Raw genomic sequence first — 25851 nt, 5'->3', positions numbered from 1 at the left:
CCTAGCAAAAATTATCAAAACCTAAATTCAACCTAAATAAATCCTGTGTTTTGGATATTCACAAGGAATAATAGAATGGGTAACTGGCTAAGGTATTGCAGTGCTTGGAATAGTTATTGTTTCTCACAGTAAACAATTAGCTTTGGGAGTGCGGGAACTAGCCGCACAGATGGTTCAAGGACAAGTTCCTCTGGCTGTTGCAGCAGGTATAGATGATCCTGCAAATCCACTAGGTACAGATGTGATGCAGGTTTATGAAGCGATCGCTTCCGTATTCTCTGATGACGGTGTTCTAGTGTTGATGGATTTGGGTAGTGCTTTAATGAGCGCAGAAATGGCTTTGGAATTTTTACCCCCAGAACAGCGAGAACAGGTCTATCTTTGTGCTGCACCATTGGTAGAAGGGGCTATTGCTGCTACTGTGGCTGCTGCTGCGGGTATGAATATCCAGCAAGTCATGGCAGAAGCAAACGGGGCATTAGTAGCGAAGGCCACACAGTTGGGTTTAGATCCTCATCCATTACCAGTGGGAAGTAATCAACCCATCATTAATACCGCAGCTATCACCAAAGAAATACGGCTAAAAGTCAGTAACCGCTTAGGTTTACACGCCCGTCCTTCTGCCCAATTTGTCGCTACTGCATCCCGGTTTCAATCACAAATACAAGTACAAAATTTAACTAGAAATACTGAAGCTGTCCGTGGTGATAGTATTAATCAAGTTGCCATTTTGGGAGTACGTCAAGGGCATGAATTGCTAATTACTGCTGACGGTATTGATGCCCAGGAAGCACTAAAAGCCTTAGAAGCATTAATTATCAACAATTTTGGTGAAGATAATAGCATTATTGAATTAACAGCACCTCCCCAGGAAGTTACTGCACCGACTCAGGGTGAACTAGCGGGAATTGCAGCTTCTCCGGGAGTTGCGATCGCACCATTATTTTATTATCAATCTGCTTCGGTTTATATTACTGAATATCACATAGAAAATGTGGAAATCGAGTGGCAAAGATTACAATCTGCCATCCAAATAGCAAAACAGGAAATTGCAACTTTGCTCTCACACACATCTATTCAAATTGGTGATGCGGAAGCGGCAATTTTTGATGCTCACCTGCTATTTTTAACAGATCCTGTCTTGCTAGATGCCGCACGTCATCATATAGTTGAACAACGTCTCAATGCGGAATTTGCTTGGCAAGCTGTAGTTGATGAAGTGACGAATTCCTACCGCAGACTTGAGGATGCTTACTTACAAGAACGAGTTGATGATGTGGTCGATGTAAGTAGCAGGGTATTAAGAATATTACTGGGTAATGCTCCCACTGACTTGCAACTGACAGAACCGTCAATTATAGTAGCAACAGATTTAAACCCCTCAGATACAGCCAAACTTGACCCCAGTAAGGTGATGGGTATATGCATGACCTCTGGGAGTGCGACTTCTCACAGTGCTATTATTGCCCGGACATTGGGGATTCCTGCGGTCATGGGTGTAGATGCTCAGGTGTTAAACTGGGAAAATGGGACTTTGATAGCACTAGATGGCGAAACCGGTAAAGTGTGGGTAGCACCAGCCGCAGAGAAATTAAATATACTAGCAGCCAAGCGTCAGATATGGCAACAAGCCCAAGCAGAAGCCCGAAAACTGGCACACAAACCAGCAATTACCCGTGATGGTCAGCACATTAAAGTCTTTGCTAATATTGGTAGTATTGCGGATGCTCAAGCGGCTATCAATCATGGTGCTGAGGGTGTGGGATTACTTCGCACCGAGTTTTTGTATCTAGAAAGGAAAAATGCACCAGGTGAAGAGGAACAACTAGAAGTTTATCAAGCCATAATAGAGGTTTTGGAAAATAAACCTTTAATTATTCGCACTTTAGATGTAGGTGGAGATAAATATATTCCATATTTGCATTCAGGAGTGACAGAAGCTAACCCGTTTTTAGGTGTGCGGGGAATTCGTTTTTGTTTAGAAAATCCCCAGTTATTGAAAACTCAGTTGCGGGCAATTTTACGTGCTAGTGTGGGGAATAATATCAAAATTATGTGGCCGATGATTGCCACTTTAACAGAATTACGGGCAGCTAGGGCAATTTTAGTGGAAGTACAGAGGGAACTGCGACAAGCGGGGATTAGTTTTGATGAAACAATGAAAGTGGGGATGATGATAGAGACACCCGCAGCAGTAGCGATCGCAGATCAATTAGCGAAAGAAGTAGACTTTTTCAGTATTGGCACAAATGATTTAAGCCAGTATGTCATGGCGGGCGATCGCACAAATCCTAGAGTAGCAACATTAGCCGATGCCTTGCAACCTGCGGTATTGCGAATGATTCAACAAACTATCCAAGCTGCTAAAACTGCTCATATATGGGTAGGATTATGTGGAGAAGCCGCAGCAGAAATCCCTATTGCACCAATCTTATTAGGTTTAGGATTAGATGAATTGAGTGTCAATCCCCAAGCGATCGCCCCATTAAAACAGGCAATCTCACAGCTAACTATAACAGAAGCTCAAGCTCTAGCCAAAGTAGCACTACAACAAGATTCAGCAACTAGCGTCAGAGAACTGGTTTATCCCATCGGGTAAAATCCAATTTCCTCCGCGTTCTCTGTGTCTCTGTGGTTAGTTCAATCTTTAAATCAAATCCTGCAACTTCTGAATATCACCATTCATAATCACATCAATATTACGAGTAATTTTCTTAATATCCCAATTCCACCAACCAATAGAAAGCAGAATTTCTATTTCTTCATCACTAAAACGCTGCTTAATAGGAACTGCGGGATTACCACCAGTAATGGTATAGGGAGGAACATCTTTCACCACCACAGAACGCGCTGCAATTATAGCACCATCACCAATTTTTACCCCTGGCATAATTAGAGAATCATAACCAATCCAAACATCATTACCAATGATAATGTCACCTTTGCTAGGTAAATTCATCAAATTTGACATTGCTGATTCCCAACCATGACCAAAAATTGGAAATGGGTAAGTAGAGATGCCATCAATTTTATGATTAGCACCATTCATGATAAACTTAACATGACTAGCAATTGCACAAAACTTACCAATAATTAAAGAATCACTTCCATAGTTGTAAAGGACATTCTTCTCAAAATTCTCCGGGTTCACCGGATCATCATAATAAGTGTAATCCCCAACAATGATATTTGGGGATTTAATACAACTGTTAATAAAGCAAACCCGATGATGTTCAGGTATGGGATAAGGATGGTAAGGATTTGGACCGTATTGTTCCATTAAATTTAAACACCTAAATTTAAACACCCCGATTTCATTTTCTATCTTTCTTGTTGGTTCTTGTCACCAATCCCCAATTAGAACTTAACTCCCAACTGTCCATTAAACCCCCGCACAGAATTATAACCAGCACCGACAAAAACGTGTTTAGTTGCATTTGCTTGCACACCACCAGAAAAAGCCACACCCTTATCTTCTGAATAGTAACCAACACCAACATAAGGAGAAATCACAGGTAAATTGAGGAATTTTAAAATATCTACACCTGTTGAACCATCAGCGCCAGTTCCCACTTCTACACCTAAACTAAAAGCCTTCGCACCCACAGCATAAGTAACATCACCATCTTTTCCACCCACAGAAACCCAAGGTTGGGGGACAATTTGTGCTGACGCTTGACTGGGGTTTAATAAAACTAATAAACCCAGTGATGTGATAAATGTTTTAATAATAATTACTGGTTTCATTTCTTTCTTCTCGCTACTTGCTACAATAAATAATCATGACGTATTTCACTTAAACTAAGTGCCTCTATTGGCGATCGCAGCAATTAATTCTCGTTTTTTTCACATTCATTAAAGTGAAACTCAATCCCAACCTAGATTACACACCGTTTATCACCCCTCAACCTCACTGGCTATAAACATAATTTTAAAATAAAATAACAATTTACTTGACAAGCTATATAACTATCCAGTTAAACTAAGGCATAAGTTTATATATCCCAAATTATAGTGTGTCCAAGGGAAACGCATCTAACGCTCTTTCATCACTTAAGAGAACTCTACAAAAAGCAGAAGTGTTGAATCTCGCAACACTTCTGATCCCACATCAAGCAGGGTATCGAGCTAATCAGCTAATTAAAAAAAATCGTGCGATCGCAATAGACATCTCTAGAAACCTTCCATAGGCAGGGATTGTTGGCTCTACTGTATTCACTCCTATGTCTAATTATCGCTCTTTTTGAGCATTTATGAAATCCTGAAAATTCTTCCTATAATTTACGTGTGATCATTATGTTCTGTATCAATTATATCATTTACTAGTCTAATGAAGTACTAAAATATCTGCGTACCCTGCGGGAAGCAAGCTATATCTGCGTCCATCTGCGTTTAATTATTACTGCTTGTCCCTCACTTGAATGGGAATTACTATATAATCACCACAAACTAAGTTGATTCGGCGGCTGATTCAAATTATTCCAAGGTAAAGGTGGAACTGCTACCCCACTTTGTTCTAATAGCTGTTGAAAATACTGAGCATTTTGAGGAGACATATCTTCATTAGGACAATGAACAAAGAAATAAATCCGTACCCCTGCTTTGAGCCAGATTTGAATCTGCGTTACCCATTCTGCCATAAATGGCTGATTAATTGACAACTGTGGATGAGAAATAAAGCGCACCAAAGTAAAAGGCGCTGTTACAATAAAATGTACTGGAAGTTGAGGTTTACGCCGTTCTGATGTTAATTGTGGGTCATCATCTCCAGTATAAATTGGTCGTGTATCTAACAGTACTCTCCCTACCCCTAACTGTTCTAACAGCGCAGTCAAATTACCAGCATGGGGTTCTTGAAACCAATCACGATGTCTAACTTCCAACGCTAAAGGTATATCTGTGCGTGGCCAAGCTGCCAAAAAAGCCGTTAAATCATCCAATAATGCAGGTGAATAACTCGGTGGTAATTGGGCAAATATTGGCCCCAAATGCTTACCTAAAGGGCGCATCTGTTCTAAAAATGTTAAAGCTTCAGGAATATGCGATCGCAATAATCCTTGATGGGTAATTTCTCGCGGTAACTTCAAGCAAAATTCAAAGCCTGGAGGTGTTTCCGTAGCCCAACGGGTGACAGTTTCCGAGTTAGGAACGGCGTAAAAAGTCGTATTACCTTCTACCGTGGTAAAGCGACGACTGTAGAGATGTAGAAACTCAGTGCTGCGAGTTCCTGGGGGATAAAGTTCGCCCACCCAACCTTTGTATGCCCAAACTGCACAACCGATAAAAAAGTTCACAAAATAAAATACTTGAGGATTTCTTCTGCAATTTTACCTCGAACAGCAAAAAGCTCTTTCCAGGTGGTAACGAACACGAGTAGATTTAAAAAGGATTGATGATTGCTAGGATCAGATCAAGATTATATCTACCAAATAAATTGGTAAATTTATGCCAAGAAAAGAACAAGGTTGGGTGACATTTCAAACATCAGAAGAGGAACGGAAGATTTTAGAAGAGTTCTGTCAACACTCTCAGCGCACTAAAACTGAGATTTTGCGGGAATTAGTACGTGGACTGAATAAATACTCCTCACCACCACTACCTCTACCAACTCAACCGGAGAAAGTGGAAACTCATACTCCTGAAATGGAAATTATTAATCCCAAAAAATCATTAAAAGTTAGTTCGCGCAATGTTCTCAAGGGAGTTGTGAAAAGAGTCACTACAGGAAGTGTAAATACGGAAGTTACTTTAGAGATTGTGCATAAAGTTGAGTTAACTTCAATGATTACTAGAGTTTCGGCTGAAGATTTGGAATTGGTTGAAGGAGTTGAAGCTTATGCAGTGATTAAATCTAATGATATTGTGATTGCTAAAGAATAGAAGATATTTTCGTAAGAATCCAGGAGTCAGGAGTCAGGAAGAATGAAGAATGAAGAATATTTTTCTCTTCTTTTTCCTATTACCTATTCATTGCTATATCAAACATTCTGTATCCTGAATCCTTACATATTTTCTAATATATATTAGAGTCACCTCCCCGCAAGCGAGGAGGAGGTTGACAGTTGGGTTATTTCCTTAAGCTTCGACTTTCACACCTTTCCAGAAGGCAACATAACCTTCTATATTTTTAGCTTTCTCTTTCGTTGTGGGATAATACCAAGCAGCATCTTTGTTAACTTGTCCATTTACGTCAATACTGTAGTAACTGGCAACACCTTTCCAAGGACAAGTGCTGTGGGTGTTGCTTTCTGTAAAATATTCCTTGTTAATAGCATCAGCAGGGAAGTAATGATTTCCTTCGATAACTACAGTGTTATCGCTTTCGGCTAAAACTGTGCCGTTCCAAATTGCTTTCATAATGTGAGGATTGAAAAGAAAGTTAACAATCTCTATTGTGACATTTTTAGGTGACTACTGGGTGGTAATTATCAATAAGATATTTTGGAACTAGCGGAGTTAAAGCCGATACTTTTAAGATTCTTCTAATTCCAAAACCTGTTGTAACAATTGACGTTCTTCAATGGGTAGTTCTAGTAACACTCGTCTATCACCTTTAGTCAAGCGATAACGCACCGCAGCATCTAGCAGTCTTAAAGGAGTTTGGAATTCAGGACGACTACCTACTAATTCTCGCCAAACTTCTAGCCAAGTCTGCATGGTTTTATCACTGACGATTGTTGATATAAAATCGGGTATGTTATCAATAAATGCTTTTACTAAAGCAGAAGTTAATTGATATTTATTGTAAAGTTTTATCAAGGTTTGAATACGATTTTTCCATACAGATATGTCATTATTTTTGTTGAATAGATTGTAGATAATTAACTCTGTATCCTCTAAATTTTGATTTTCTTCATTGCCAACTTCATTCAATATATTATCTAATACTTTAATTCCTTCTTCCCAACGATTTAGTGCTAGTAAACAATCAGCTACATTAAAAATAATGTTTGGAGATTGATAACCTAAAGACATCATTTTATGAGAAGATGCTAATGATTCTTCATAACGTTTGAGATCATATAATACCAAAGTTTTTTCTAACCAAGCATCTAAATATTTTGGATCAAGTTCAATAGCTTTATTGACAGATTCTAAAGCTTCTTCATAATGATTGAGGATTGTCAGCGTCTTTCCTCTGTTATACCAAATTTCAGGATCATTCGGATTAAGCTCAATTGCTTTGTTCCAAGATATCAATGCTTCATTATATTGTCCAATATTCGATAATATAGCACTTTTATTAAACCAATTTATAGATTCATTTGGATTAAGCTCAATCAGTTGATCACAAACTTTTAAAGTTTCTTGATCTCTCTCAAGTTTGAATAAAACAAGGCATATATACTCTAAAGTAACTTCATCATTTGGTTGAAGTTCATTCGCTTTACTAAAGGCAAATAAAGATTCTTCATAACGTTCAATATCATATAAAGTAGAACCATACAACAACCAATGTGCGACATCATTTACTTCTAGTTTAATTACTTTTTGAAAAGACTCTAAAGCTTTGTCATAAAGTTCATTTTTATAAAATGTTACTACTCGAAAAAACAAAGCATCTATATAATTTGAATCTATTTCAATAGCCATATTATATGAATTTATTGCTTCGTCATATTGTTCAATTTTATCCATGACGTATCCACGGAAAAACCAAATTTCTTTATAATTGGGGTCAAGCTCAATAGATTTATCTAAATTTAGTAAAGCTTGTTCATAATGTTCAATCTGTAAAAATGTAGCAGCTAGAAAAAGATAGTCTGCAAATCCACCTCTAATTTCTACTAATTTTTCTGCCATTTCTAGGGCATTAATATAATCTTTATGATTTAAAAAATTCAACAAATCTTTCACATATTTTGATACACCAAAGTCCTCATCTTTTTGTTCAAGCGTCCGTAGAGCGTAAATTATATAATCTCGCTCTTGTCGTGCCTCAGGAGGCAGTAAATTTAATCGCTGTTTTAACTCTTCTTTTGTATACCATATCCGTAAAAAATCCACGAATAATCGTATTGGTTCACCTCTTTGCTTTTTCATCTCTAAACAAAACCGCATCAAAGGTTCTCTCAATTCATAAAATGATTCACGTCCAATATTTTCCGATTTCACATAACCTTTTTCACGCAAATCTTTAAGTTGACTTGATGCAGTTTGATGAGTGATAAAACAACGTTGAGCAATTTCTTTCACACTTACCGCATGACGGCGTTCTGTCAACAACTCTACAATCTTTCTCTGCTGCTGGGAAAGCCAGGATATTCGGGATTGATAATATGGTGTCAAATCATCTAGCATTCGCATAAATGGTTCTACTAGTTGATCTAGAGATTCACGGGTGATTAACTGGGAAAAAATGACATAAACACGGGGGTTTCCTGCGGCTAAATGATGCACTGCATGAATGCGATCTCGTCCCGTTGAAGTTAAGATAAAATTCTCTAAATCGCTTTTTCCTTCTTGTCTAGCAATATTCCTTAATAAATCTATGGCTTCTTCTAAAGTTAACTCTTCTAAATGGTGAATTTGGAAAAATTCATAAAAGGGTGAATTCTTCTCTAATACCCCAGTAAACAAACTTTGGGCTGTAGCTAAAATAGTAAAAAATGAATTTTTCTGAATATATTCTCTAAATTTCTTTTGTCCAATTTCACCTAAACCATCAAATAAATCATCTAAATTTTCTGTCAAAAGTAGCAGGGTACGTTTACCCACAAATTCCCGTAGTAACTCTGCTGCTACGGTTTCCGCTTCTTGCGCCGATAATTGATACAGTTCCTCTACTTGCTGATTTAACTGTGCGTCATACTCTACTGGATATTCATTTTGTAGCGCCCTAAATATTCGCAATAACAAATCTAAAAATGTTGTAACTCCCCATTCTTCTTCACGTAGCCATGCTATCCGCACCTTATCCCGTAAATCTTCCATCTTGACGATGCGGTGATAAGTCAGGGATACCATGTGGGTTTTACCAATTCCCCGCGTTCCCACCAACAAATAAAAGTGCTTTTTCTCTGTTAGTACACTTTCCCTAATTCCTGCTTCTAATTCATCGGCTAATTGGTGACGCTGCACCAGTATAGCTTCTAGGGCTTCTGGAGACATCAAGCTAGGGGTAAAGTGGGAAACAAAGGTGGTTTGCATACGCTGTCATCAATTTGACTTAAAGGGAATTTCAGTCATATTTTAAATATACGTCATTTTTAACATACGTCAATATTGACGTATATCCTTAGAGGTGTGTTATATTTACAAAAAAAGCAAACAGCGCCCCTAGCTGGAACTAGAGACGCTCAAACTTTCATTTTTACTAACTTTATTACTGGCTGGAACCAGTAGCAGGATATCTTATGACCAATAATAGCACTAAGACGGGAATTTTGATGGCATCTGCCGCTAACCAATCTCCACAACCGTTGGAAATTGGGGGTTTTGTACCATTGCTGATGTATGGAGGGGTAGCAGTAGCTGTGATTTTGGCTATGTCCTATTTTTCCCAAATTCAGCTACAAGCGATCGCTAATCTCTTCAAAACCGTCAATAAAAAGCAAAAGTAAATGCTGATGTACTTTTAGTATTGTTATTTCGAGTAAATTACGGCTGATGACAATAATTTTCTCTTGTGGAGTGAGTCCTGTGTGCGCTACAAGAGATTATTTTCATCTCTATATAGTAATGTCAGAGTGATCGCGTTTCCATCCACATTCACACTAGCAGTGATTAGCAGAATCTACAGACCTAATTAAATAAGTAATTTACGTCTTGACCTCCAAAAACGGATTCACAATTTGTAGGGTATTTTCGACAATTAAGCCATTTTGCATATCTTCTGAGTAAAGAATACTTACTTTTTCTAGAATTGCACTAGCAACAATGAGACTATCCCAAAATGACAGTGAGTAGTGACTTCGCAATTTTGCTGAATACTGAAGAGTTTCTAGCGAGACAGGTAATATTTCACAGCCTGATGCAAATTCTTTAATTAGAGTTTGAATCTGTGAGTTATCAAAACCTGCTTTGCGAATTAAATTTGCACAAACCTCATTGATAACCTGGGTACTAACCAGTAAATTTTCTTGACTTGTAACGTTTGTAGCTATTTGTTGCTTTTGTATCGCACTTGTATCACTGGGATTTAATATAAACCGATAGAGCCAAATATTAGAATCAACAAAACATCGCATCGTATCATCAGCGTTCATTCGCTTCCTCTCTAGTGAGTGGATTGAAGCCTGATATTTCGATGGGATTTGCCGTTAGCTGGGCGATAATACCAGTTTGTGGAAAGCGTTTCTTTTTTGGAGCAGGTTGCAAAATCATAATTTGCACTATTTCGGCGCTGCATATTTGTTCTTGATACTCAACGGGAATTTCAATTTTGCCGTTGTTTACCTTAGCTTGAAACTGTGTATTTATAGTCATACTCAAAGCTGTAGTAAGTGCATTTATTAGATGAGAACAAAATAGCTCTGCCTATAATTGTAGCTACTATTAGCCTTGTTTATTCCGCAACGTGAGTTAAAATCCTAATATCTTTAATCACAACCCACGCAGACAACAGAGAAACAGCCATCTACCATGCTTCAGTATCCTGAACTCGAAAAAAAGCTTAAATATCACTTTGGTTATGATCAATTCCGCCCTGGACAAAGGCAAATTATCGAGGATGCGCTGCAAAATCGTGATTTAATGGTGGTGATGCCGACTGGTGGGGGTAAGTCTTTGTGCTTTCAATTACCTGCACTGCTAAAACCAGGTTTAACGGTGGTGGTGTCGCCGTTGATTGCATTGATGCAAGACCAAGTGGAAGCACTGCGAAATAATAACATTTCTGCAACTTTTCTGAATAGTAGCCTCAACCAATATAAGGTGCGATCGCGTGAAGAGGCAATCATGAATGGTAAAGTGAGATTACTATACGTCGCCCCAGAACGGCTGGTTAGTGATAGATTTTTACCGCTTTTGGATGTAGTTAAAGAGAAAATCGGGCTTTCTACCTTTGCTATTGATGAAGCGCACTGTGTTTCTGAATGGGGACATGATTTTCGTCCAGAATATCGTCAGTTAAAGTTACTGCGGAAACGCTATCCTGATGTTCCTACTATCGCCTTGACTGCTACCGCTACAGATCGCGTCCGGGCTGATATTATTGAACAATTAGGGTTAAAGCAACCAAGCATTCACATTGCTAGTTTTAACCGCCAAAATCTTTATTATGAAGTTCGTCCTAAAAGTAAACGCGCTTACGCTGAAATATTAGAAATTGTTAGAGAAAATGAAGGTTCAGGAATTATTTATTGTTTAACTCGTAAAAAAGTTGATGAATTAACTTTTAAATTACAAAAAGATAAGGTTGCAGCTTTACCATATCATGCAGGTTTAAGTGATGATGAAAGAAGTAAAAATCAAACTCGATTTATTCGGGATGATGTGCGGGTAATGGTGGCCACAGTTGCTTTTGGGATGGGAATTAATAAGCCTGATGTGCGGTTTGTAATTCATTCTGATTTACCACGTAATATTGAGGGTTATTATCAAGAATCAGGTAGGGCGGGGAGAGATGATGAACCTTCTCGGTGTACACTATTTTTTAGTTTTGGTGATGTGAAAACTATTGAGTGGAGTATTAATCAAAAAACAGATCCTCAAGAACAATTAATTGCTAAACAGCAACTACGCCAGGTAATTGATTATGCAGAAGGAACAGATTGTAGACGCACTATTCAATTAGGTTATTTTGGCGAAAGATTTGCAGGGAATTGTGGAAATTGTGATAATTGTCGTTATCCCAAACCTGTGCAAGATTGGACTATTGAAGCGATGAAGTTTTTATCTTGTGTGGCTAGGTGTAAAGAAAGATATGGAATGCTTTATATAATTGATGTGTTGCGCGGTGCAAAAAATCAGAAAATTGCCCTGAATGGACATGATCAATTATCTACCTATGGAATTGGTAAAGATAAAACTGTCGATGAGTGGAGAATGTTGGGGCGATCGCTCTTACATCAAGGCATATTAGAGCAAACCCCTGATGGTTACTCGGTTTTGAAGCTTAACCCCCTCAGTTGGGAAGTAATGAAAAAACAGCGTACTGTCTCCATTGCGGTTCCCATAGCCCAGAAAATCAGCTTTGAGGAGGGAAGTGTTAAAGCGGCTGAAGTGGAAGTTCTCATGCACAGATTGCGATCGCTCCGCAAACAAATCGCTGATGAGCAAGCAGTCCCACCTTACGTCATTTTTCATGATTCTACCCTGAAATTAATGGCGCAAGTACAACCACAAACCTTACATGAATTCGGTGAACTTTCAGGTGTAGGTAGTCACAAATTAGCCCAATATGGTGCAAAGTTCCTAACCGAAATTCAAGCCTATCGTCAAGAACAAGGTTTACAACCATTACCAATAAGTCAAGTTGATTACGCACCACTACCTAACTTCCCCTCTGATACCGAATTAACGACATTAGAGTTATATCAACAGGGTTTGAGCATAGAAGAGATTGCCCAAAAACGCAACATTCGCCCCACCACAATTATCCGTCACATCTCCGATTTAATAGAAAAAAATCAACCCGTAGATTTAAACAAATTAGTACCTCTAGAACATCAACAAAAGATTTGGCAAGTTTTAGAAGTACTAGGCGATATTTCCCTCACACCCATTCGAGATCATTTAGGTGAAAGTTACAGTTTTGACGAAATTCGCCTAGTGAGGGGCATTTGGCGACAGAAAAAACGTAATTCTAAGTCTTGACTGCTGACCAAATAATTAGGTAAACAGCTTTTTCCCCCACACCCTTTACCTCTTGTTGACCAATTAGGATTATGTAGGACTTTCGCTTTGGTCTTGCGTCCCAAAAATTACAGACAGCAGCTTAGGTAATACCAGACAAGCAGCAGTATTTAAAATAGTTAAAAGTACACCATCCATGAAGCTCATAGATAATCTCCCTTTTTCAAAATCGGTTCTTATTACTTATTATTATTTTGAATCAAAATAGGTGTGAGTGATGACATTTCAATTTTTGAATTTCTTTTGGTATGTATAAGTGAATTAAATGGTTTAATAAAAGTATGTAATTTTTTATATAAAAATACATATCTTCAAAAAACTTAAACTTAATGAATTATCTCCCAACGATTTCTGGAAAACCCTTTTAGTGTAGAGACAGTTTAAGGGACTTCCAAATAAAAAAAGACTCAACCATCCAACGCAAAAATCCCTGCAATCCTTATTCCTCTGTGGTATGGCTTACGCCACGCTTCGCTTTAGCGATACGTTAATCAGGATAATTTATTTCTTGGAAGTCCCTAAGTGAAAATATGACATCAATTGCATACATCAATAATTCATAAAAATAACCTCTTATCCCCCCATTGAGGTGAATGTGGGAGAGAGGTTAGGGGAGGGGATTTATTTTCAAGTCAATGTAGGGTGAAAAATGCCCAACACCAAATACTTATCCTGTCAGAATTGATCAACTCTCCCCCCTACTTGAACACCAAAATTTTTCCACAATTGTCTTGATTTACGACTAATTTCCCTATTAAAAAACTCAAATTAGCATTTCATAAATGCTACCATTCTCCTCCGTTAGGAGAACACTGGGAACAAAATCGAGGACTGAATTTACAGAACTGACTACCAGTCAACGCATACACTGTACAATAGGGGAAACTAGTAGTTTCTATTCTAGGAGTATGTAGCCTAGATTCTATCAATGATGGCTGAGGAGGTTTGACTTGAGGAGCCAGAAGCATAGATAGAAACTTGGGTAAGGCTAGACAAGCAGCAGCATTGATGACTGTGATTAATAATGCATCCATTAAACCTATAACTGATCACCTCCTTGATAATTGTAGTGATAACAGTAATTCGTAATTTAAAGATTTCCGCGTTTGCATCTTAGATAATTACGAATTAGCAATTATTTGCACATTGTTGTAGGACTGAGAGCAAAACTCATGGAACCGCACAACAATTGAACCATTGAATTTTACTTATATAAATGTAGTTTAGCATAAAGTTTTGTAAATATGAATGTGACGATTACACTATTGTTATACACAGTAAGGAAAGTGCAGATTAAATACTGTTATTAACAAGAACAACCCATTTACTACTCAATTATTGTTTTATGACAAAAATACAATCGACATCTTCTCTCTTATCTAACGTCACCGAGCGAGAATATCGAGAATTACAGCGTTTGATAGATTATACAAATGTGGAGTCACTACCAGAAATTTGGCCTTTGGCGGCCAAGGAATTTGGTAATACGATCGCTCTCCACAACCCCCATGCTAAACCAGAAATCCAGATCACTTATAGTCAGTTAGCAGAACAGATCCAACGATTTGCATCTGGGTTACAGGCATTAATCATGGATGTAGGTAATGGTGAAACGCCTACATTTGGCGATCGCATTTCCCTAATTGCTGACAATAGCCCGCGTTGGTTTATTGCTGACCAAGGTATTATGACTGCGGGGGCAGTGAATGCAGTCCGTAGCGCCCAAGCAGAAAGAGAAGAACTACTATTTATCATCGCCAATAGTGGTAGTACCGTCGTAGTAGTCGAAGATATCAAAACATTCAATAAAATCAAAGCAGGTCTGAACGACTTACCCATTAAACTGGTTATCTTACTTGCCGATGAAACCCCACCAACAACAGAAAATTTGCGCGTGGTGAACTTTCTCCAGGTGCTAGAAATTGGTAGTAATCACACCTTAGCCACCGTTAAACAAAGCAGCGAAACTTTAGCAACATTAATTTATACCTCCGGTACTACAGGCAAACCCAAAGGTGTAATGCTATCTCATCAGAACTTACTACACCAAGTAAAAACATTAGGAGCAGTCGTACAGCCACAAAAAGGAGATATAGTCCTCAGCATTCTCCCCACATGGCATAGTTACGAACGGAGTGGGGAGTATTTCTTGCTTTCTCAAGGCTGCACACAAATTTACACAAATTTACGTGCTGTTAAACAAGATTTAAAAAAATTTAAACCCAATTACATGATTGCTGTACCCCGGCTGTGGGAATCGATCTATGAAGGAGTACAGAAGCAGTTCCGCGAACAACCAGCCAAAAAACAACAGTTGATTCAATTTTTGCTGGATATGAGTCAGAAATATATCACAGCACGGCGAATTGTCCAGGGATTGAGTTTAGATCATATTTATGCCTCAGCTGGTGAGCGATTAGGTGCGAAGATCCGAGAATTAGCTTTGTGGCCGTTCCAGGCATTGGGAGAAAAATTAGTTTATGCCAAAGTGCGGGAAGCTACAGGTGGCAAAATTAAGCAAGTGATTAGCGGTGGAGGGGCGCTACCCCGGCACATAGATAACTTTTTTGAAATTGTTGGTGTAGAGATTTTACAAGGCTATGGTTTGACAGAAACCTCACCAGTCACTAATGCGCGTCGTCCTTGGCGGAATTTGCGAGGTTCATCTGGACAACCAATTCCTGGAACAGAAGTGAAAATTGTCAATCCCGAAACTCGTCAACCGCTACCAGTAGGAGAACGTGGTTTAGTACTGCTGAAGGGGCCGCAAATTATGCAAGGCTATTACCAAAATCCTGAAGCGACAAAGAAAGTCATAGACTCGGAAGGTTGGTTTGATAGCGGTGATTTGGGTTGGGTAACTCCTGAAAATGACTTGGTGTTGACAGGTAGAGCCAAAGATACAATTGTGTTAACCAATGGCGAAAACATTGAACCGCAACCAATAGAAGATGCTTGTTTGCGATCGCCCTATGTTGATCAAATTATGCTAGTAGGACAAGATCAACGTAGTATTGGTGCTTTGATTGTTCCCAATCTCGAAGCCTTGGAAAAATGGGCAGAAACTCAGAATGATAAAATTACTGCCTCAACCAGTCAAAAAATTGACTTAGAGAGTAAAATGATCCAGGATTTATTTCGTCAAGAATTGAATCGGGAAGTCAAAAACCGTCCAGGCTATCGAGCCGATGACCGCATTGGCCCCTTCAAACTAATTCTCGAACCATTTTCCATTGAAAATGGCCTGATGACACAAACTCTAAAAGTCCGTCGTCACATTGTCATGGATCGGTATCGAGATATTATTGACGGAATGTTTGCCAAATAATTCTCCGGTTCGCGGATTTTCTTCGCGACGAGAATAGGTACTAGTACAGGTTGGCGTAAATAAGCCACCCGTTTTAAAAGTCTAAAACCCTGACGCAATCCTAATTAAGCGATCGCGTAGAGAATAGGTACTAGTCTTTTTAATTCTGCAAACGATAAGAGTGAACGTGAAATATTTATGGATGTCTCCAACCCTCAATTGCTTCTCAAACGTGGCGTTAATGTCAAAGTGATCGTCACTCCCCTGTGGAAAGAGGAAGTGCAACAACAACTACAAGCTCAGATCAATCAACTTGATCAGCAACTGCAACAATTAGATGTAGAAGGACAAAGAGCAGTTGCCGCAATTCAAAAACAAAGTTTACAACCACCAGGACCCCAAACCCTCCAGCAAATTGACAATATCCAACTCCAGGTAAATCAAAAGAAAAGTGAACTGCTAGAACAAAAAAACCAATTACTACAAAATCTTCAGCAAGTGCAGTTTCTGGAGTTAGATCAAGAAGTCAACCAATTCCAAATGGAAGGCTTTTTCCGGGCAGAAATCGGGGATAACTTGATTAGCAAAATGCAGGTGGAAATTGTGTTAAGAGATGGCGTTGTCGAAGAAATTCGCGGCGATATCTAAAGTTAAAAGGGAACAGGGCATAGGGAATAGGGAATAGGAGAGAAACGCTTCTCTATCACCTGTCACCTCTTAATCACAGTTTTGGCTAATTTTATTCTGGGCTGGATTTTTAGAGAAACATTGCACTTGAGAGCCAGCCCAGATAATTTCCCAGACTGGAGGTGAACTCATTAACAGCGATCGCCCAAAGCGGTTCATTTCTACCCGATATTTAATCGCACCCACCGTATTATTTTTAGTCCGATTGATTTGGGTAATCGTCACTAATGCCTGATTCGGTTGAGGATAAGCCACCTCTATCTGGCTCTTTCCCTTCACTGATGTCACCTCATTCAGCATATTTAGAGCTAGATTCGCAGGATCACTGCCTTGCATGGCAGAATTAATATTTTCTAAAGGTATGCTTTTATAATGGTCACGCTCAGGGTAAGCCAGCAGTTGCGAAGACTTTTGTCCTACAGATGTTAACTGTTGCTGGTGTCCGTTGTCAGTTCCAGCCATCAATGTAGATGGTTGATACTGAATCATATAAACCCCAACAGCAGTGGCAAAGACGCTGAGTGTCAAAATTAAAAACAATTTAAACTTTGCCGACATAGTAATAGTATTAAAGGGGAATTTCAAACAGGTGAATGACCAATTTTGAATTTTAGATTCAACCCTCACCCCTAGCTATAGCTAATGTTCAGCTTTTGTGTGAGAAATCTGGGTGAGGAGCATGGATATCTAGGGGAATCCTAGTTTCTATCGACAAACTATCAGCAAACTGACAAAAGCCCTTCTCCTAAAGGAGACGCTACGCGAACGGGCATCCAAGAAACACCGCTGGCGCGAAACTATCGCTTTATCTATAGACATCACCCTCAGCTTTAGGTTCCAATTGAGAAAGAGGTGATTGGTCATTGGGATAGTATGTATTTTTCTTCTGCTCCCTCTTCTCCCATCATTTTTTATCAAAAATTTTCGTGCCAAGATACAATTCAATCTGGCAGCAGCTGTTAAAGTCCATAAAATTATTGATTCTGAAACCACCATTATGAGCATTCATGAAGTATTTATGCCGGCGCTGAGTTCCACCATGACCGAAGGCAAAATTGTCTCTTGGGAGAAATCACCAGGAGATAAAGTGGAAAAAGGCGAAACAGTGGTGGTTGTCGAGTCGGATAAGGCCGATATGGATGTCGAATCCTTCTATGAGGGATTTCTCGCCCATATTATAGTTCCAGCTGGTGAAACCGCACCCGTCGGTGCTGCGATCGCCTACGTAGCCGAAACAGAAGCAGAAATCGCAACCGCTAAGGCTATGGGTGGTGGTGGTGCTGTAGTTGAAACACCTGCACCTGCACCCGAACCCCAACTAGTTGCCGTATCTGCCTCATTGACAACACCCGCTACAGTTTCTCAAAATGGTTCTAACCATCGAGAAGGACGGTTAGTAGTTTCACCCCGCGCTCGCAAGTTAGCCAAAGAACTCCAGGTTGATTTAAATAATCTCACAGGTAGTGGCCCCTACGGTCGCATCGTTGCCGAAGATGTAGAAGCTGCCGTTGGTAAAGCGCCACAACCTACTACTCCTGTTATTACTCCAACTCAACCGACACCACCTGTTACCCCCACCGCAACACCTGCAAAACCAACACCGGCACCAGCGGTCAACAATGCCGTTCCTGGTCAAACAGTACCATTAACGACTTTGCAAAATGCAGTAGTACGGAATATGGTAGCCAGTCTATCTGTACCTACATTCCATGTTGGTTACACAATTACCACAGATGGACTAGACAAACTTTACAAGCAAATCAAATCTAAAGGTGTGACAATGACGGCGCTATTAGCAAAAGCTGTAGCCGTGACATTACAAAAACACCCTTTATTAAATGCCAGCTATTCTGACCAACGAATTGTGTATCATCCTCATATCAATATTGCCGTTGCAGTAGCAATGGATGATGGTGGATTAATTACACCAGTCTTGCAAAAAGCAGATCAGGTAGATATCTATTCTTTATCTCGCAATTGGAAATCTTTGGTAGAAAAAGCTAGAGCTAAACAACTACAACCAGAGGAATACAACAGTGGGACATTTACCCTCTCTAACCTGGGGATGTTTGGTGTAGATACATTTGACGCAATTTTGCCACCTGGACAAGGTTCAATTTTAGCGATCGCCGCATCCCGTCCAGAAGTTGTAGCCACTGCTGATGGTTTATTCGGTGTGCGTCAACAAATGAAGGTTAATATCACCTGTGATCACCGGATTATTTACGGTGCTAATGCAGCAGCATTCTTGAAAGATTTGGCTAATTTGATTGAAACCAATCCTCAATCTTTGACACTTTAACAAAAAAGTTTAGCAATCAATCAATATTAATTTTAAGCTTGGAGTTTTTGCAAATTCCAAGTTTTTTTATCCCTAGTTTCTCTGAAGCTATTACTTGTTTCTGTTGCCTTTTTTAAATTTAGCTATCGCAGTGTAGATGTTAAGTACTATCCAGTCAAGTTACCCTGAAAAGTAAGTGACGAAATCAAGCAAAATATAACATGGTGACAGAACATAGTTTAATCCTGGATCTAACAATTGTTCTAGTAGGTACAGCACTAGGAGGATTTTTAGCACATCGGTTGCATCAATCCGTAATACTTGGTTATTTAGTTAGCGGCTTTGTTATTGGCCCTTTTGGCTTCAAGTTATTAAGCAATGTTGCGGAAATTAAATCTTTAGCAGAAATTGGTGTCGCCTTTCTACTGTTTGCATTGGGTGTAGAATTCTCCTTAGCAGAACTAAAACGAGTTAAAGGAATTGCCATCAAAGGTAGTTTACTGCAAATAGGTTTGACAATCGCCTTGGTAGCAATAGTAACTGTATTTACAGGTTTAGCTACGGGAATCACGCAAGGTATTTTCCTAGGAGCAGTGTTATCTCTTTCTTCCACAGCAATTGTCTTAAAAACACTTACAGAAAGAGGTGAAACTAATACAGTACATGGGCAAATTATGCTGGCAATTTTAATTGCCCAAGATTTAGCCTTAGGCGTGATGTTAGCAATATTACCTGCTTTGAAACAACCAGAAAATATTGCTGTCGCACTAGGTTTTGCTCTCCTCAAAATCACACTATTTGCGATCGTAGCAATTGTATTAAGTCGGTGGATAGTACCGCGTGTTTTAAGTAATATTGCTGCTACCGAAAGTAATGAGTTATTCCTGTTAGTCGTCATTGCCCTCTGTTTAGGAGTTGCTCTAATAACTGCACATTTAGGTCTTTCAATTGCAATGGGGGCATTTGTCGCTGGTTTAATGATTTCTGAAGTTGATTATGCTGACCAGGCATTAGCCAAAATTTTACCCTTGCGAGATACATTTGCCAGTTTGTTTTTTGCATCAATTGGAATGCTCATTGATCCAGCTATTCTCATTAATAATTTTGGCTTAATCTTAGTATTTGTAACTTTAGTAATGCTAGGTAAAGCAGCAATTATCTTAGGCATTGTTTTGAAATTTGGCTACTCTCTAAAAAATGCCGTCATAGTCAGTTTTGGTATCAATCAAATTGGAGAATTTTCTTTTGTATTAGCCTTAGTAGGTTTAGAATTAGAACTGATATCTCAACAAACCTATTCTTTATTATTAGGAACAACAGCAATTACACTTTTACTTACTCCTGTGTCGCTCAAAGTTGCACCTTTAATTGCAGATTTTTTGAATCAAAACCCCTTACTAGCAAAGTTATTACAACGCTTTTCCGCACCAAAAACAATATCTATGCCAGAAATAATTACTGGTCACGTAGTTGTCGCAGGTTACGGTAGAGTTGGGCAAGTAATTGTCAATATATTACAAAGTCAAGGATATCCAGTCTTAGTAATTGAAAATAGTGAAGCATCTGTACAAAGATTGCGAATGCGCCAAATTCCTTACATTTTTGGAGATGCCGATTCTGAGTTAGTTTTAGAAAAAGCACATTTAGAAACTGCCAAAGCTTTAGCAATTGCCCTTCCAGATCCTGCCAGCACTCGCTTACTTTTGAAAAATGCTCTAACTATTGCACCTAATTTAGATGTAATTGCTCGCTCACACAGTAACAAAGAAATTGATCTTTTGACACAAATGGGTGCTAAAGAAGTTGTACAACCTGAATTTGAAGCAGCATTAGAGTTAGGAAATCATTTACTAAAAACCTTAGGTGCAGCAGAAAGTTATATCCAAACTGTCATCAACACCATTCGTAAAGATAGATATTTAAGTGTTAGATCTGATCAAGATTAAGTGAATTCCAAATCCAAAAATTAATCACGAATTATGTTCATATTTCCCCTAGCTTATTCCACAATTCCAAAGGAGAAATTTGACTAAGACCGTAAGAATTCAGGAGTCAGGAAGAAGAAATGGAATCCTGACTCACTCTTAAATTTCAGACTTTTGAAAAAACTCAAGTTGTGACCTTGTAAAGTATAGTTAGAAAGACTTTATCCTTCTCTAAAAAGTTAGATAATCATATTGGTGCTATCTGGTATTTTATTCATCATTATAATTCTTGTTGTAGCGCCTAATGTTATTATCACTACATATTTACCACTACCCAGTAAGGATTTATAAAATGACATTAATTTGTCACGATGACAAATACAGATAATTAGTCGTAGTACAACTCTGTATAAAAAGATTTATGAATATGTTCTGATTTATTAGTTTCGCTTAAACTAATCGCGACTAAACACGAATACAAATCTTATTATACTCTAAACGGCTAAAACTTGAACTTTTTTATAATACAACAAACAAGTTCAAAGTATCTCCCCGCAACGGGGAGATGTACTCTTCGAGAAGCCTCTTCGCGTCTATAGAGAGGGGTTACATATTTGGTTAAACCATGAACATTTTGCAGTATAGCTAGAACAGAGAACTGAATCAACGGTTTTCCCATCTATAAATTTGGGATGAAAATAAGCATTTAAGTAAATTAATGAAAACTTAAAAATTATTGAAGATTTGATCATCTTGAATTAACACTGTTATTGTTGAGTTTTACTACAAACCAGAATATCAGACCTTGTATTGAGGACTACAAACTATTTGATGTTTTATACTTGATTTTAATTGTGATGTATGATGCGAATTAAAATCACAAGTATTGAATTTAGCTGAAGTAAAAGCAAAATGATGACAGCACCTCTAGGTAGTTACAGGTTGTTTCATAAACTACATCCATTATCTCTGTTGGCACAATTAAGTACTAGAAAAGTAACTGGCTGTTTAAGTGTATTTACAGATATAGTATCTTGGTCAATATACTTAGAAGGAGGTAAACTAACTTATGCTACTTATTCGGATCAAGTATTTGAGCGTCTTGAGATTCATTTACAACGCTTAAATCAGCAAATTCCTACTTTCAATAGTGTAACTTATGAACAGATGGGATTGATATCAACAGCCAGGAGCAAAAAGAAATTGATAGCAAACGCAGATTATCATGCTATTTGCTGGCTAGTAAAACAAGACTATATCACCTCTGCACAAGCGGGAATCTTGATAGAAGAATTGGCTAAAGAAGTACTGGAATCATTTCTTGGCTTAAAAGAAGGTAACTATCAACTTAATGCCGATAATTACTTAAATGAATTACCAAAGTTCTGTCACTTGGATTTGCAATTAATAGTTGAACACTGTCAAAAACCATTAAAATATCGGCAAAATATTCAAAACCCAATTTCATCTGTTAGCAGTTCTGGAACTCAGATTAAACCTAAAAAACAACTAGGAGGAAAATTAACAAAATCACCTCTTCCTGAAGAAAACTTAAACAAAGATTTGCAATCAAATTCTCAGGCGAAGTTATATACAATTGCTTGTATTGATGATAGTCAAACAGTTTTAAATTCTATTCAACATTTTTTAGATGAACAGAGATTTTCTGTGGTAATGATTAATGATCCGATTAAAGCTTTAATGCAAATCATTAGAAGTAAGCCAGACTTGATTTTATTAGATGTAGAAATGCCAAATTTAGATGGTTATGAACTATGTTCATTATTACGGAGACATTCAAGTTTCAAAAATACCCCCATTATTATGGTGACTGGGAGAACAGGATTTGTTGATAAAGCAAAGGCTAAAATTGTCAGAGCATCAGGCTATTTAACCAAGCCTTTTACTAGAGAAGATTTGCTGAAAATGGTATCTAAACATATCAGTTAATTTAAGTAATTACCGCCTAAGAAAAACAAATGTAAGTTTTGTTGAATTAAATCAATGACAAATTCCAAATTAACCCTTTATTATCAACCTGATAAAAATTCCTTATCAGATAGCTACCTTAAATTTCAACTCAATCAACAAACTACTGCTGTTTTATCAATTGATTATACTCAAGAAGCGATTATTATCCCTGTAGAGTCTGTGACTTCTATGCCTAATATGCCTGCATTTATTTTAGGATTAATGAATTGGCGTAGTCGGATTATTTGGGTAATTGATCTGCCAAAAATGTTTAATTTAGAAGGAATAGATCATCCTCTTCGACAGTACAATATTATTGTCGTTAAGGTAGAATCAATGCTTTTGGGTTTGGTAGTCCAAGAAATAAAAGGTACAGCTAAATTTAAGGCTGATGATATTCATTCTCCTGTGGGACAAGTTGCAACTAGTTTAGTGCCTTATTTGTGTGGCTGCGTCGAGCAAAAAGAAGAAATATTGCTGGTCTTAGATGCACAGAATATTGTAAATTATGCTAATGCTCGCGGTGATTAATTGAACAAGGTAATAAAAATCAGTTTTTACTGATATTATTACATAAATTTAGGGAAATTAATTTTATGTTTAATAAAACTGATACTGCTCAGAGTGGTGATACTCAAAAAAAAGCATCTTTGAGAGCATCATCGAAAGTTACTGATCATAGAATAGAAATGGTGAGCCAGTCTCATGTCAACACGACTGGAAATTATCTTGGAAATCATGCAGTGAGGTATTTACAGCGACTGACATTAAGAACGAAAGCGGTAATTTTAGCGATCGCACTCGGCACCTTACCAGTATTTGGACTGGGCATAATGGCTTATAATTTTGGTAGTAAATCCATTAGTAAGCAAATTGTCAGTAATCAGGAAGCTCAAGCCTTGAGCTTAAGTGACACTATTAACCGTTTTATGTTGGCGAAATATGGAGATATTCAAGTTCTCTCAACTCTACCATTTTTAACCAACGCTCAAGTTAGTAAAAGTACGAGTATTCCTGAACAGCAAGCAGTGCTAAACCGCTTTATTACAGCTTATAAAGCCTATGACCATGTGGCGGTTTTTGACCTGAATGGAAAAGTGATTATTCAATCTAAAGGTGGAACTAGTACTCAGGAAAAAAATCTGCAATATTTTCAAGAGGTTCTACAAAATAATTCTCCTGTTATTAGCCAACCAGAAACATTAAAAAATAACGAAGTGGTTATTTATGTTGCTGCACCGATTCAAGATATAGCAACACAAAAAACTATTGCTGTAGTCCGCACACGTGTACCCATAAAACTATTAGTAGAAACGATCAAAAATTACGTAGCTGATAGTGATGAATATTATTTAGTCGATGCTAGGGGAAAGTTTTTTCTCAGTCTCAAGCCGGATTTATTAGGTCAAGCAGCTACAGTAATATATCCTGGTTTAGCTAACCCGCAGGATATCCAAAATGTTGATAGTTTTACAGGAATTCAGACAATTAAACAACAGCCAGAACTAGTCAGTTATGTGCCATTAAAAAAACTAGCAGGTTTACCAGATCTGAATTGGCAGTTAATTTTGGCTAAAAATGCTGCGATCGCTTTTGAGCCGCAAAGGCAATTTTTGATACTTGTTGTTCAGAGAACAGCACTAGTCGCATTATTATTCACATTGCTTGCAGCTTGGTTAGCTCAGGGTATAACAAAGCCAAATTCCCAAGCATCAGCAGGAGTAGAAACTATAGTTGAAAATGACATCAAAATTGGGTTGGCAAATCAACATAATAATGAATTAGCCGCTGCAACTAAAGAACAAGATATCAAAGTGAGTAGAGAATCTACAAATGAGCAGGAATGGCAACAACAAGACACAATACATTGGCAACTGCTCAAGTTACTCAGCCAGGTAGAAAGTGCTACTAAAGGAGATTTGACAGTACAAGCTGATGTGATGACTGGGGAAGTTGGGACTATAGCCAATGCTTTCAATTTGATTTTAGAAAACCTCCGCGATACTGTTACCCAAGTAAAACAGGTTGCTAGTCAAATAAATACCTCCCTTGGCTCAAATGAAAGTGCTATTCGTGACTTAACACAAGCAGCAATTACACAAGCTAATGATATCAACCGCACCTTAGATGTAGTTGACCAAATGACCAATTCTATGCAAGCTTTAGTTGATGGCGCTCAAGAAGTTACTACTATTGCTAATCATGCTCACCACACCGCTACCAAAAGTGGAAAAGCAATGGATTTGACAGTACAAAATATTCTGTCTTTGCAAGAAACCGTAGGTGAAACTGCTAATAAAGTCCGGCGTTTAGGAGAATCTTCTCAACAAATTTCCCGCGTAGTTTCTTTAATTAATCAAATTGCTATGCAAACTAACTTATTAGCAATCAATGCAGGAATTGAAGCAGCACGTGCCGGAGAAGAAGGTCAAGGTTTTGCTGTTGTAGCCGAAGAAGTAGGAGAATTAGCAGCTCGCAGTGCAGCTGCAACCCAAGAAATTGAGCAAATTGTCGATAAAATTAAACGAGACACAAATGAAGTTATGCAAGCAATGGAGGTAGGAAATAGTCAAGTAATTGAGAGTACACAAATTGTCGCTGATGCCAAGCAAAGTTTGAGTGAGATTTTAGATGTTTCTCAACAAGTTGATACTTTGGTAAAATCAATTGCTATGGCTTCAGATTGTCAATTAGAAACATCACAAATTGTGAGACAATTGATGCAAGATATGGCTAAAATTTCACAACTTCATGGTGATTCTACCCAGCAAATTGGGGAATCATTACAAAGAAATATGGAAATTTTTGAGAATTTACAAAAGAATATTGAGAATTTTAAACTCAATTGATTAAGTAATTTGTTCTTGGCTAATAATTAATAA

20 protein-coding genes and 1 pseudogene are annotated in these 25851 nt (G+C 38.1%); 12 read left to right on the top strand and 9 right to left on the bottom strand.

Annotation, left to right across the window (positions count from 1 at the left end; all coding sequences use genetic code 11):
* Positions 1-100 precede the first annotated feature (100 nt).
* Positions 101-2599 carry a phosphoenolpyruvate--protein phosphotransferase gene (ptsP, locus tag VB713_RS00465; RefSeq protein ID WP_323309621.1) on the top strand — a complete coding sequence of 833 codons (2499 nt, stop codon included), beginning with the start codon at positions 101-103 and terminating at the stop codon, positions 2597-2599.
* Positions 2600-2647: 48 nt separating this feature from the next.
* On the opposite strand, the gene VB713_RS00460 is transcribed toward ptsP, so the two are convergent.
* The 3 genes from VB713_RS00460 to VB713_RS00450 form a co-directional block, all read right to left on the bottom strand.
* Positions 2648-3280, bottom strand: a complete 633-nt coding sequence (locus VB713_RS00460) for a CatB-related O-acetyltransferase (RefSeq protein ID WP_323309620.1) — start codon at positions 3278-3280, stop codon at positions 2648-2650.
* Between the two features lie 77 nt (positions 3281-3357).
* Positions 3358-3747, bottom strand: a complete 390-nt coding sequence (locus VB713_RS00455; RefSeq protein ID WP_323309619.1) for a hypothetical protein — start codon at positions 3745-3747, stop codon at positions 3358-3360.
* A gap of 692 nt (positions 3748-4439) precedes the next feature.
* Positions 4440-5294, bottom strand: a complete 855-nt coding sequence (locus tag VB713_RS00450) for a DUF72 domain-containing protein (protein WP_323309618.1) — start codon at positions 5292-5294, stop codon at positions 4440-4442.
* 151 nt (positions 5295-5445) lie between these two features.
* On the opposite strand from VB713_RS00450, the gene VB713_RS00445 reads away from it, so the two are divergent.
* Positions 5446-5880, top strand: a complete 435-nt coding sequence (locus VB713_RS00445) for a molybdopterin-binding protein (protein WP_323309617.1) — start codon at positions 5446-5448, stop codon at positions 5878-5880.
* Positions 5881-6075: 195 nt separating this feature from the next.
* Here VB713_RS00445 and VB713_RS00440 read toward each other — a convergent pair whose 3' ends face one another.
* Both VB713_RS00440 and VB713_RS00435 read right to left on the bottom strand, forming a co-directional pair.
* Positions 6076-6360, bottom strand: a complete 285-nt coding sequence (locus tag VB713_RS00440) for a DUF427 domain-containing protein (RefSeq protein ID WP_323309680.1) — start codon at positions 6358-6360, stop codon at positions 6076-6078.
* Between the two features lie 111 nt (positions 6361-6471).
* The gene (locus VB713_RS00435; protein WP_323309616.1) at positions 6472-9150 is read right to left on the bottom strand and encodes a tetratricopeptide repeat protein; all 2679 of its coding nucleotides are present in this window, start codon (positions 9148-9150) and stop codon (positions 6472-6474) included.
* Between the two features lie 206 nt (positions 9151-9356).
* On the opposite strand from VB713_RS00435, the gene VB713_RS00430 reads away from it, so the two are divergent.
* Complete coding sequence (locus VB713_RS00430; RefSeq protein WP_323309615.1) at positions 9357-9563, top strand: hypothetical protein; 207 nt, start codon at positions 9357-9359, stop codon at positions 9561-9563.
* A 198-nt stretch (positions 9564-9761) separates the two neighbouring features.
* On the opposite strand, the gene VB713_RS00425 is transcribed toward VB713_RS00430, so the two are convergent.
* Positions 9762-10208, bottom strand: a complete 447-nt coding sequence (locus VB713_RS00425) for a PIN domain-containing protein (protein WP_323309614.1) — start codon at positions 10206-10208, stop codon at positions 9762-9764.
* The gene (locus VB713_RS00420) at positions 10198-10428 is read right to left on the bottom strand and encodes a hypothetical protein (RefSeq protein WP_323309613.1); all 231 of its coding nucleotides are present in this window, start codon (positions 10426-10428) and stop codon (positions 10198-10200) included. Before VB713_RS00420 ends, VB713_RS00425 begins: the two co-directional genes overlap by 11 nt.
* A 156-nt stretch (positions 10429-10584) precedes the next feature.
* On the opposite strand from VB713_RS00420, the gene recQ reads away from it, so the two are divergent.
* Complete coding sequence (gene recQ, locus VB713_RS00415) at positions 10585-12759, top strand: DNA helicase RecQ (protein WP_323309612.1); 2175 nt, start codon at positions 10585-10587, stop codon at positions 12757-12759.
* Positions 12760-13583: 824 nt separating this feature from the next.
* Here the strand turns inward: recQ and VB713_RS00410 are convergent.
* Positions 13584-13832, bottom strand: coding sequence for a hypothetical protein (locus VB713_RS00410; protein WP_323309611.1), 249 nt, complete (start codon positions 13830-13832; stop codon positions 13584-13586).
* A gap of 311 nt (positions 13833-14143) precedes the next feature.
* On the opposite strand from VB713_RS00410, the gene VB713_RS00405 reads away from it, so the two are divergent.
* A complete protein-coding gene (locus tag VB713_RS00405) occupies positions 14144-16126 on the top strand; it encodes a long-chain fatty acid--CoA ligase (protein WP_323309610.1) in 1983 nt (660 codons plus the stop codon).
* A 177-nt stretch (positions 16127-16303) separates the two neighbouring features.
* Entirely contained in the window at positions 16304-16753 is a 450-nt protein-coding gene (locus tag VB713_RS00400; protein WP_015212904.1) for a YlqD family protein, read from the top strand.
* Between the two features lie 69 nt (positions 16754-16822).
* Here VB713_RS00400 and VB713_RS00395 read toward each other — a convergent pair whose 3' ends face one another.
* Entirely contained in the window at positions 16823-17350 is a 528-nt protein-coding gene (locus VB713_RS00395; protein WP_323309609.1) for a hypothetical protein, read from the bottom strand.
* A 439-nt stretch (positions 17351-17789) separates the two neighbouring features.
* Here VB713_RS00395 and VB713_RS00390 point away from each other — a divergent pair, with 439 nt between their 5' ends.
* The 6 genes and pseudogenes from VB713_RS00390 to VB713_RS00365 all read left to right on the top strand — a co-directional run bounded on the left by VB713_RS00390 (position 17790) and on the right by VB713_RS00365 (position 25818).
* Positions 17790-19094 carry a dihydrolipoamide acetyltransferase family protein gene (locus tag VB713_RS00390; protein WP_323309608.1) on the top strand — a complete coding sequence of 435 codons (1305 nt, stop codon included), beginning with the start codon at positions 17790-17792 and terminating at the stop codon, positions 19092-19094.
* Positions 19095-19294: 200 nt separating this feature from the next.
* Complete coding sequence (locus tag VB713_RS00385; RefSeq protein WP_323309607.1) at positions 19295-21019, top strand: cation:proton antiporter; 1725 nt, start codon at positions 19295-19297, stop codon at positions 21017-21019.
* 185 nt (positions 21020-21204) lie between these two features.
* Positions 21205-21303 (top strand): annotated as a pseudogene (locus VB713_RS00380) (IS1 family transposase); the annotation flags it as partial.
* Between the two features lie 607 nt (positions 21304-21910).
* Positions 21911-22948 carry a response regulator gene (locus tag VB713_RS00375; protein WP_323309606.1) on the top strand — a complete coding sequence of 346 codons (1038 nt, stop codon included), beginning with the start codon at positions 21911-21913 and terminating at the stop codon, positions 22946-22948.
* Between the two features lie 54 nt (positions 22949-23002).
* The gene (locus VB713_RS00370) at positions 23003-23500 is read left to right on the top strand and encodes a chemotaxis protein CheW (RefSeq protein ID WP_323309605.1); all 498 of its coding nucleotides are present in this window, start codon (positions 23003-23005) and stop codon (positions 23498-23500) included.
* A gap of 65 nt (positions 23501-23565) precedes the next feature.
* Positions 23566-25818, top strand: coding sequence for a methyl-accepting chemotaxis protein (locus VB713_RS00365; protein WP_323309604.1), 2253 nt, complete (start codon positions 23566-23568; stop codon positions 25816-25818).
* Positions 25819-25851 lie beyond the last annotated feature (33 nt).

This window comes from Anabaena cylindrica UHCC 0172 (genome assembly GCF_034931625.1).
Lineage (GTDB): Bacteria > Cyanobacteriota > Cyanobacteriia > Cyanobacteriales > Nostocaceae > Anabaena > Anabaena cylindrica_A.
This window is presented reverse-complemented; position numbering and strand designations above follow the sequence as displayed.

What these genes read in the sequence shown, in the direction of transcription:
- recQ (WP_323309612.1), top strand. Translation starts at nt 10,585, where the DNA reads ATGCTTCAGTATCCTGAACTCGAAAAAAAGCTTAAATATCACTTTGGT.
- VB713_RS00420 (WP_323309613.1), bottom strand. Translation starts at nt 10,428, where the DNA reads ATGACTATAAATACACAGTTTCAAGCTAAGGTAAACAACGGCAAAATT.
- VB713_RS00375 (WP_323309606.1), top strand. Translation starts at nt 21,911, where the DNA reads ATGATGACAGCACCTCTAGGTAGTTACAGGTTGTTTCATAAACTACAT.
- VB713_RS00395 (WP_323309609.1), bottom strand. Translation starts at nt 17,350, where the DNA reads ATGTCGGCAAAGTTTAAATTGTTTTTAATTTTGACACTCAGCGTCTTT.
- VB713_RS00455 (WP_323309619.1), bottom strand. Translation starts at nt 3,747, where the DNA reads ATGAAACCAGTAATTATTATTAAAACATTTATCACATCACTGGGTTTA.
- VB713_RS00435 (WP_323309616.1), bottom strand. Translation starts at nt 9,150, where the DNA reads ATGCAAACCACCTTTGTTTCCCACTTTACCCCTAGCTTGATGTCTCCA.
- VB713_RS00365 (WP_323309604.1), top strand. Translation starts at nt 23,566, where the DNA reads ATGTTTAATAAAACTGATACTGCTCAGAGTGGTGATACTCAAAAAAAA.
- VB713_RS00445 (WP_323309617.1), top strand. Translation starts at nt 5,446, where the DNA reads ATGCCAAGAAAAGAACAAGGTTGGGTGACATTTCAAACATCAGAAGAG.
- VB713_RS00385 (WP_323309607.1), top strand. Translation starts at nt 19,295, where the DNA reads ATGGTGACAGAACATAGTTTAATCCTGGATCTAACAATTGTTCTAGTA.
- VB713_RS00460 (WP_323309620.1), bottom strand. Translation starts at nt 3,280, where the DNA reads ATGGAACAATACGGTCCAAATCCTTACCATCCTTATCCCATACCTGAA.
- VB713_RS00430 (WP_323309615.1), top strand. Translation starts at nt 9,357, where the DNA reads ATGACCAATAATAGCACTAAGACGGGAATTTTGATGGCATCTGCCGCT.
- VB713_RS00410 (WP_323309611.1), bottom strand. Translation starts at nt 13,832, where the DNA reads ATGGATGCATTATTAATCACAGTCATCAATGCTGCTGCTTGTCTAGCC.
- VB713_RS00390 (WP_323309608.1), top strand. Translation starts at nt 17,790, where the DNA reads ATGAGCATTCATGAAGTATTTATGCCGGCGCTGAGTTCCACCATGACC.
- VB713_RS00400 (WP_015212904.1), top strand. Translation starts at nt 16,304, where the DNA reads ATGGATGTCTCCAACCCTCAATTGCTTCTCAAACGTGGCGTTAATGTC.
- VB713_RS00405 (WP_323309610.1), top strand. Translation starts at nt 14,144, where the DNA reads ATGACAAAAATACAATCGACATCTTCTCTCTTATCTAACGTCACCGAG.
- VB713_RS00425 (WP_323309614.1), bottom strand. Translation starts at nt 10,208, where the DNA reads ATGAACGCTGATGATACGATGCGATGTTTTGTTGATTCTAATATTTGG.
- VB713_RS00370 (WP_323309605.1), top strand. Translation starts at nt 23,003, where the DNA reads ATGACAAATTCCAAATTAACCCTTTATTATCAACCTGATAAAAATTCC.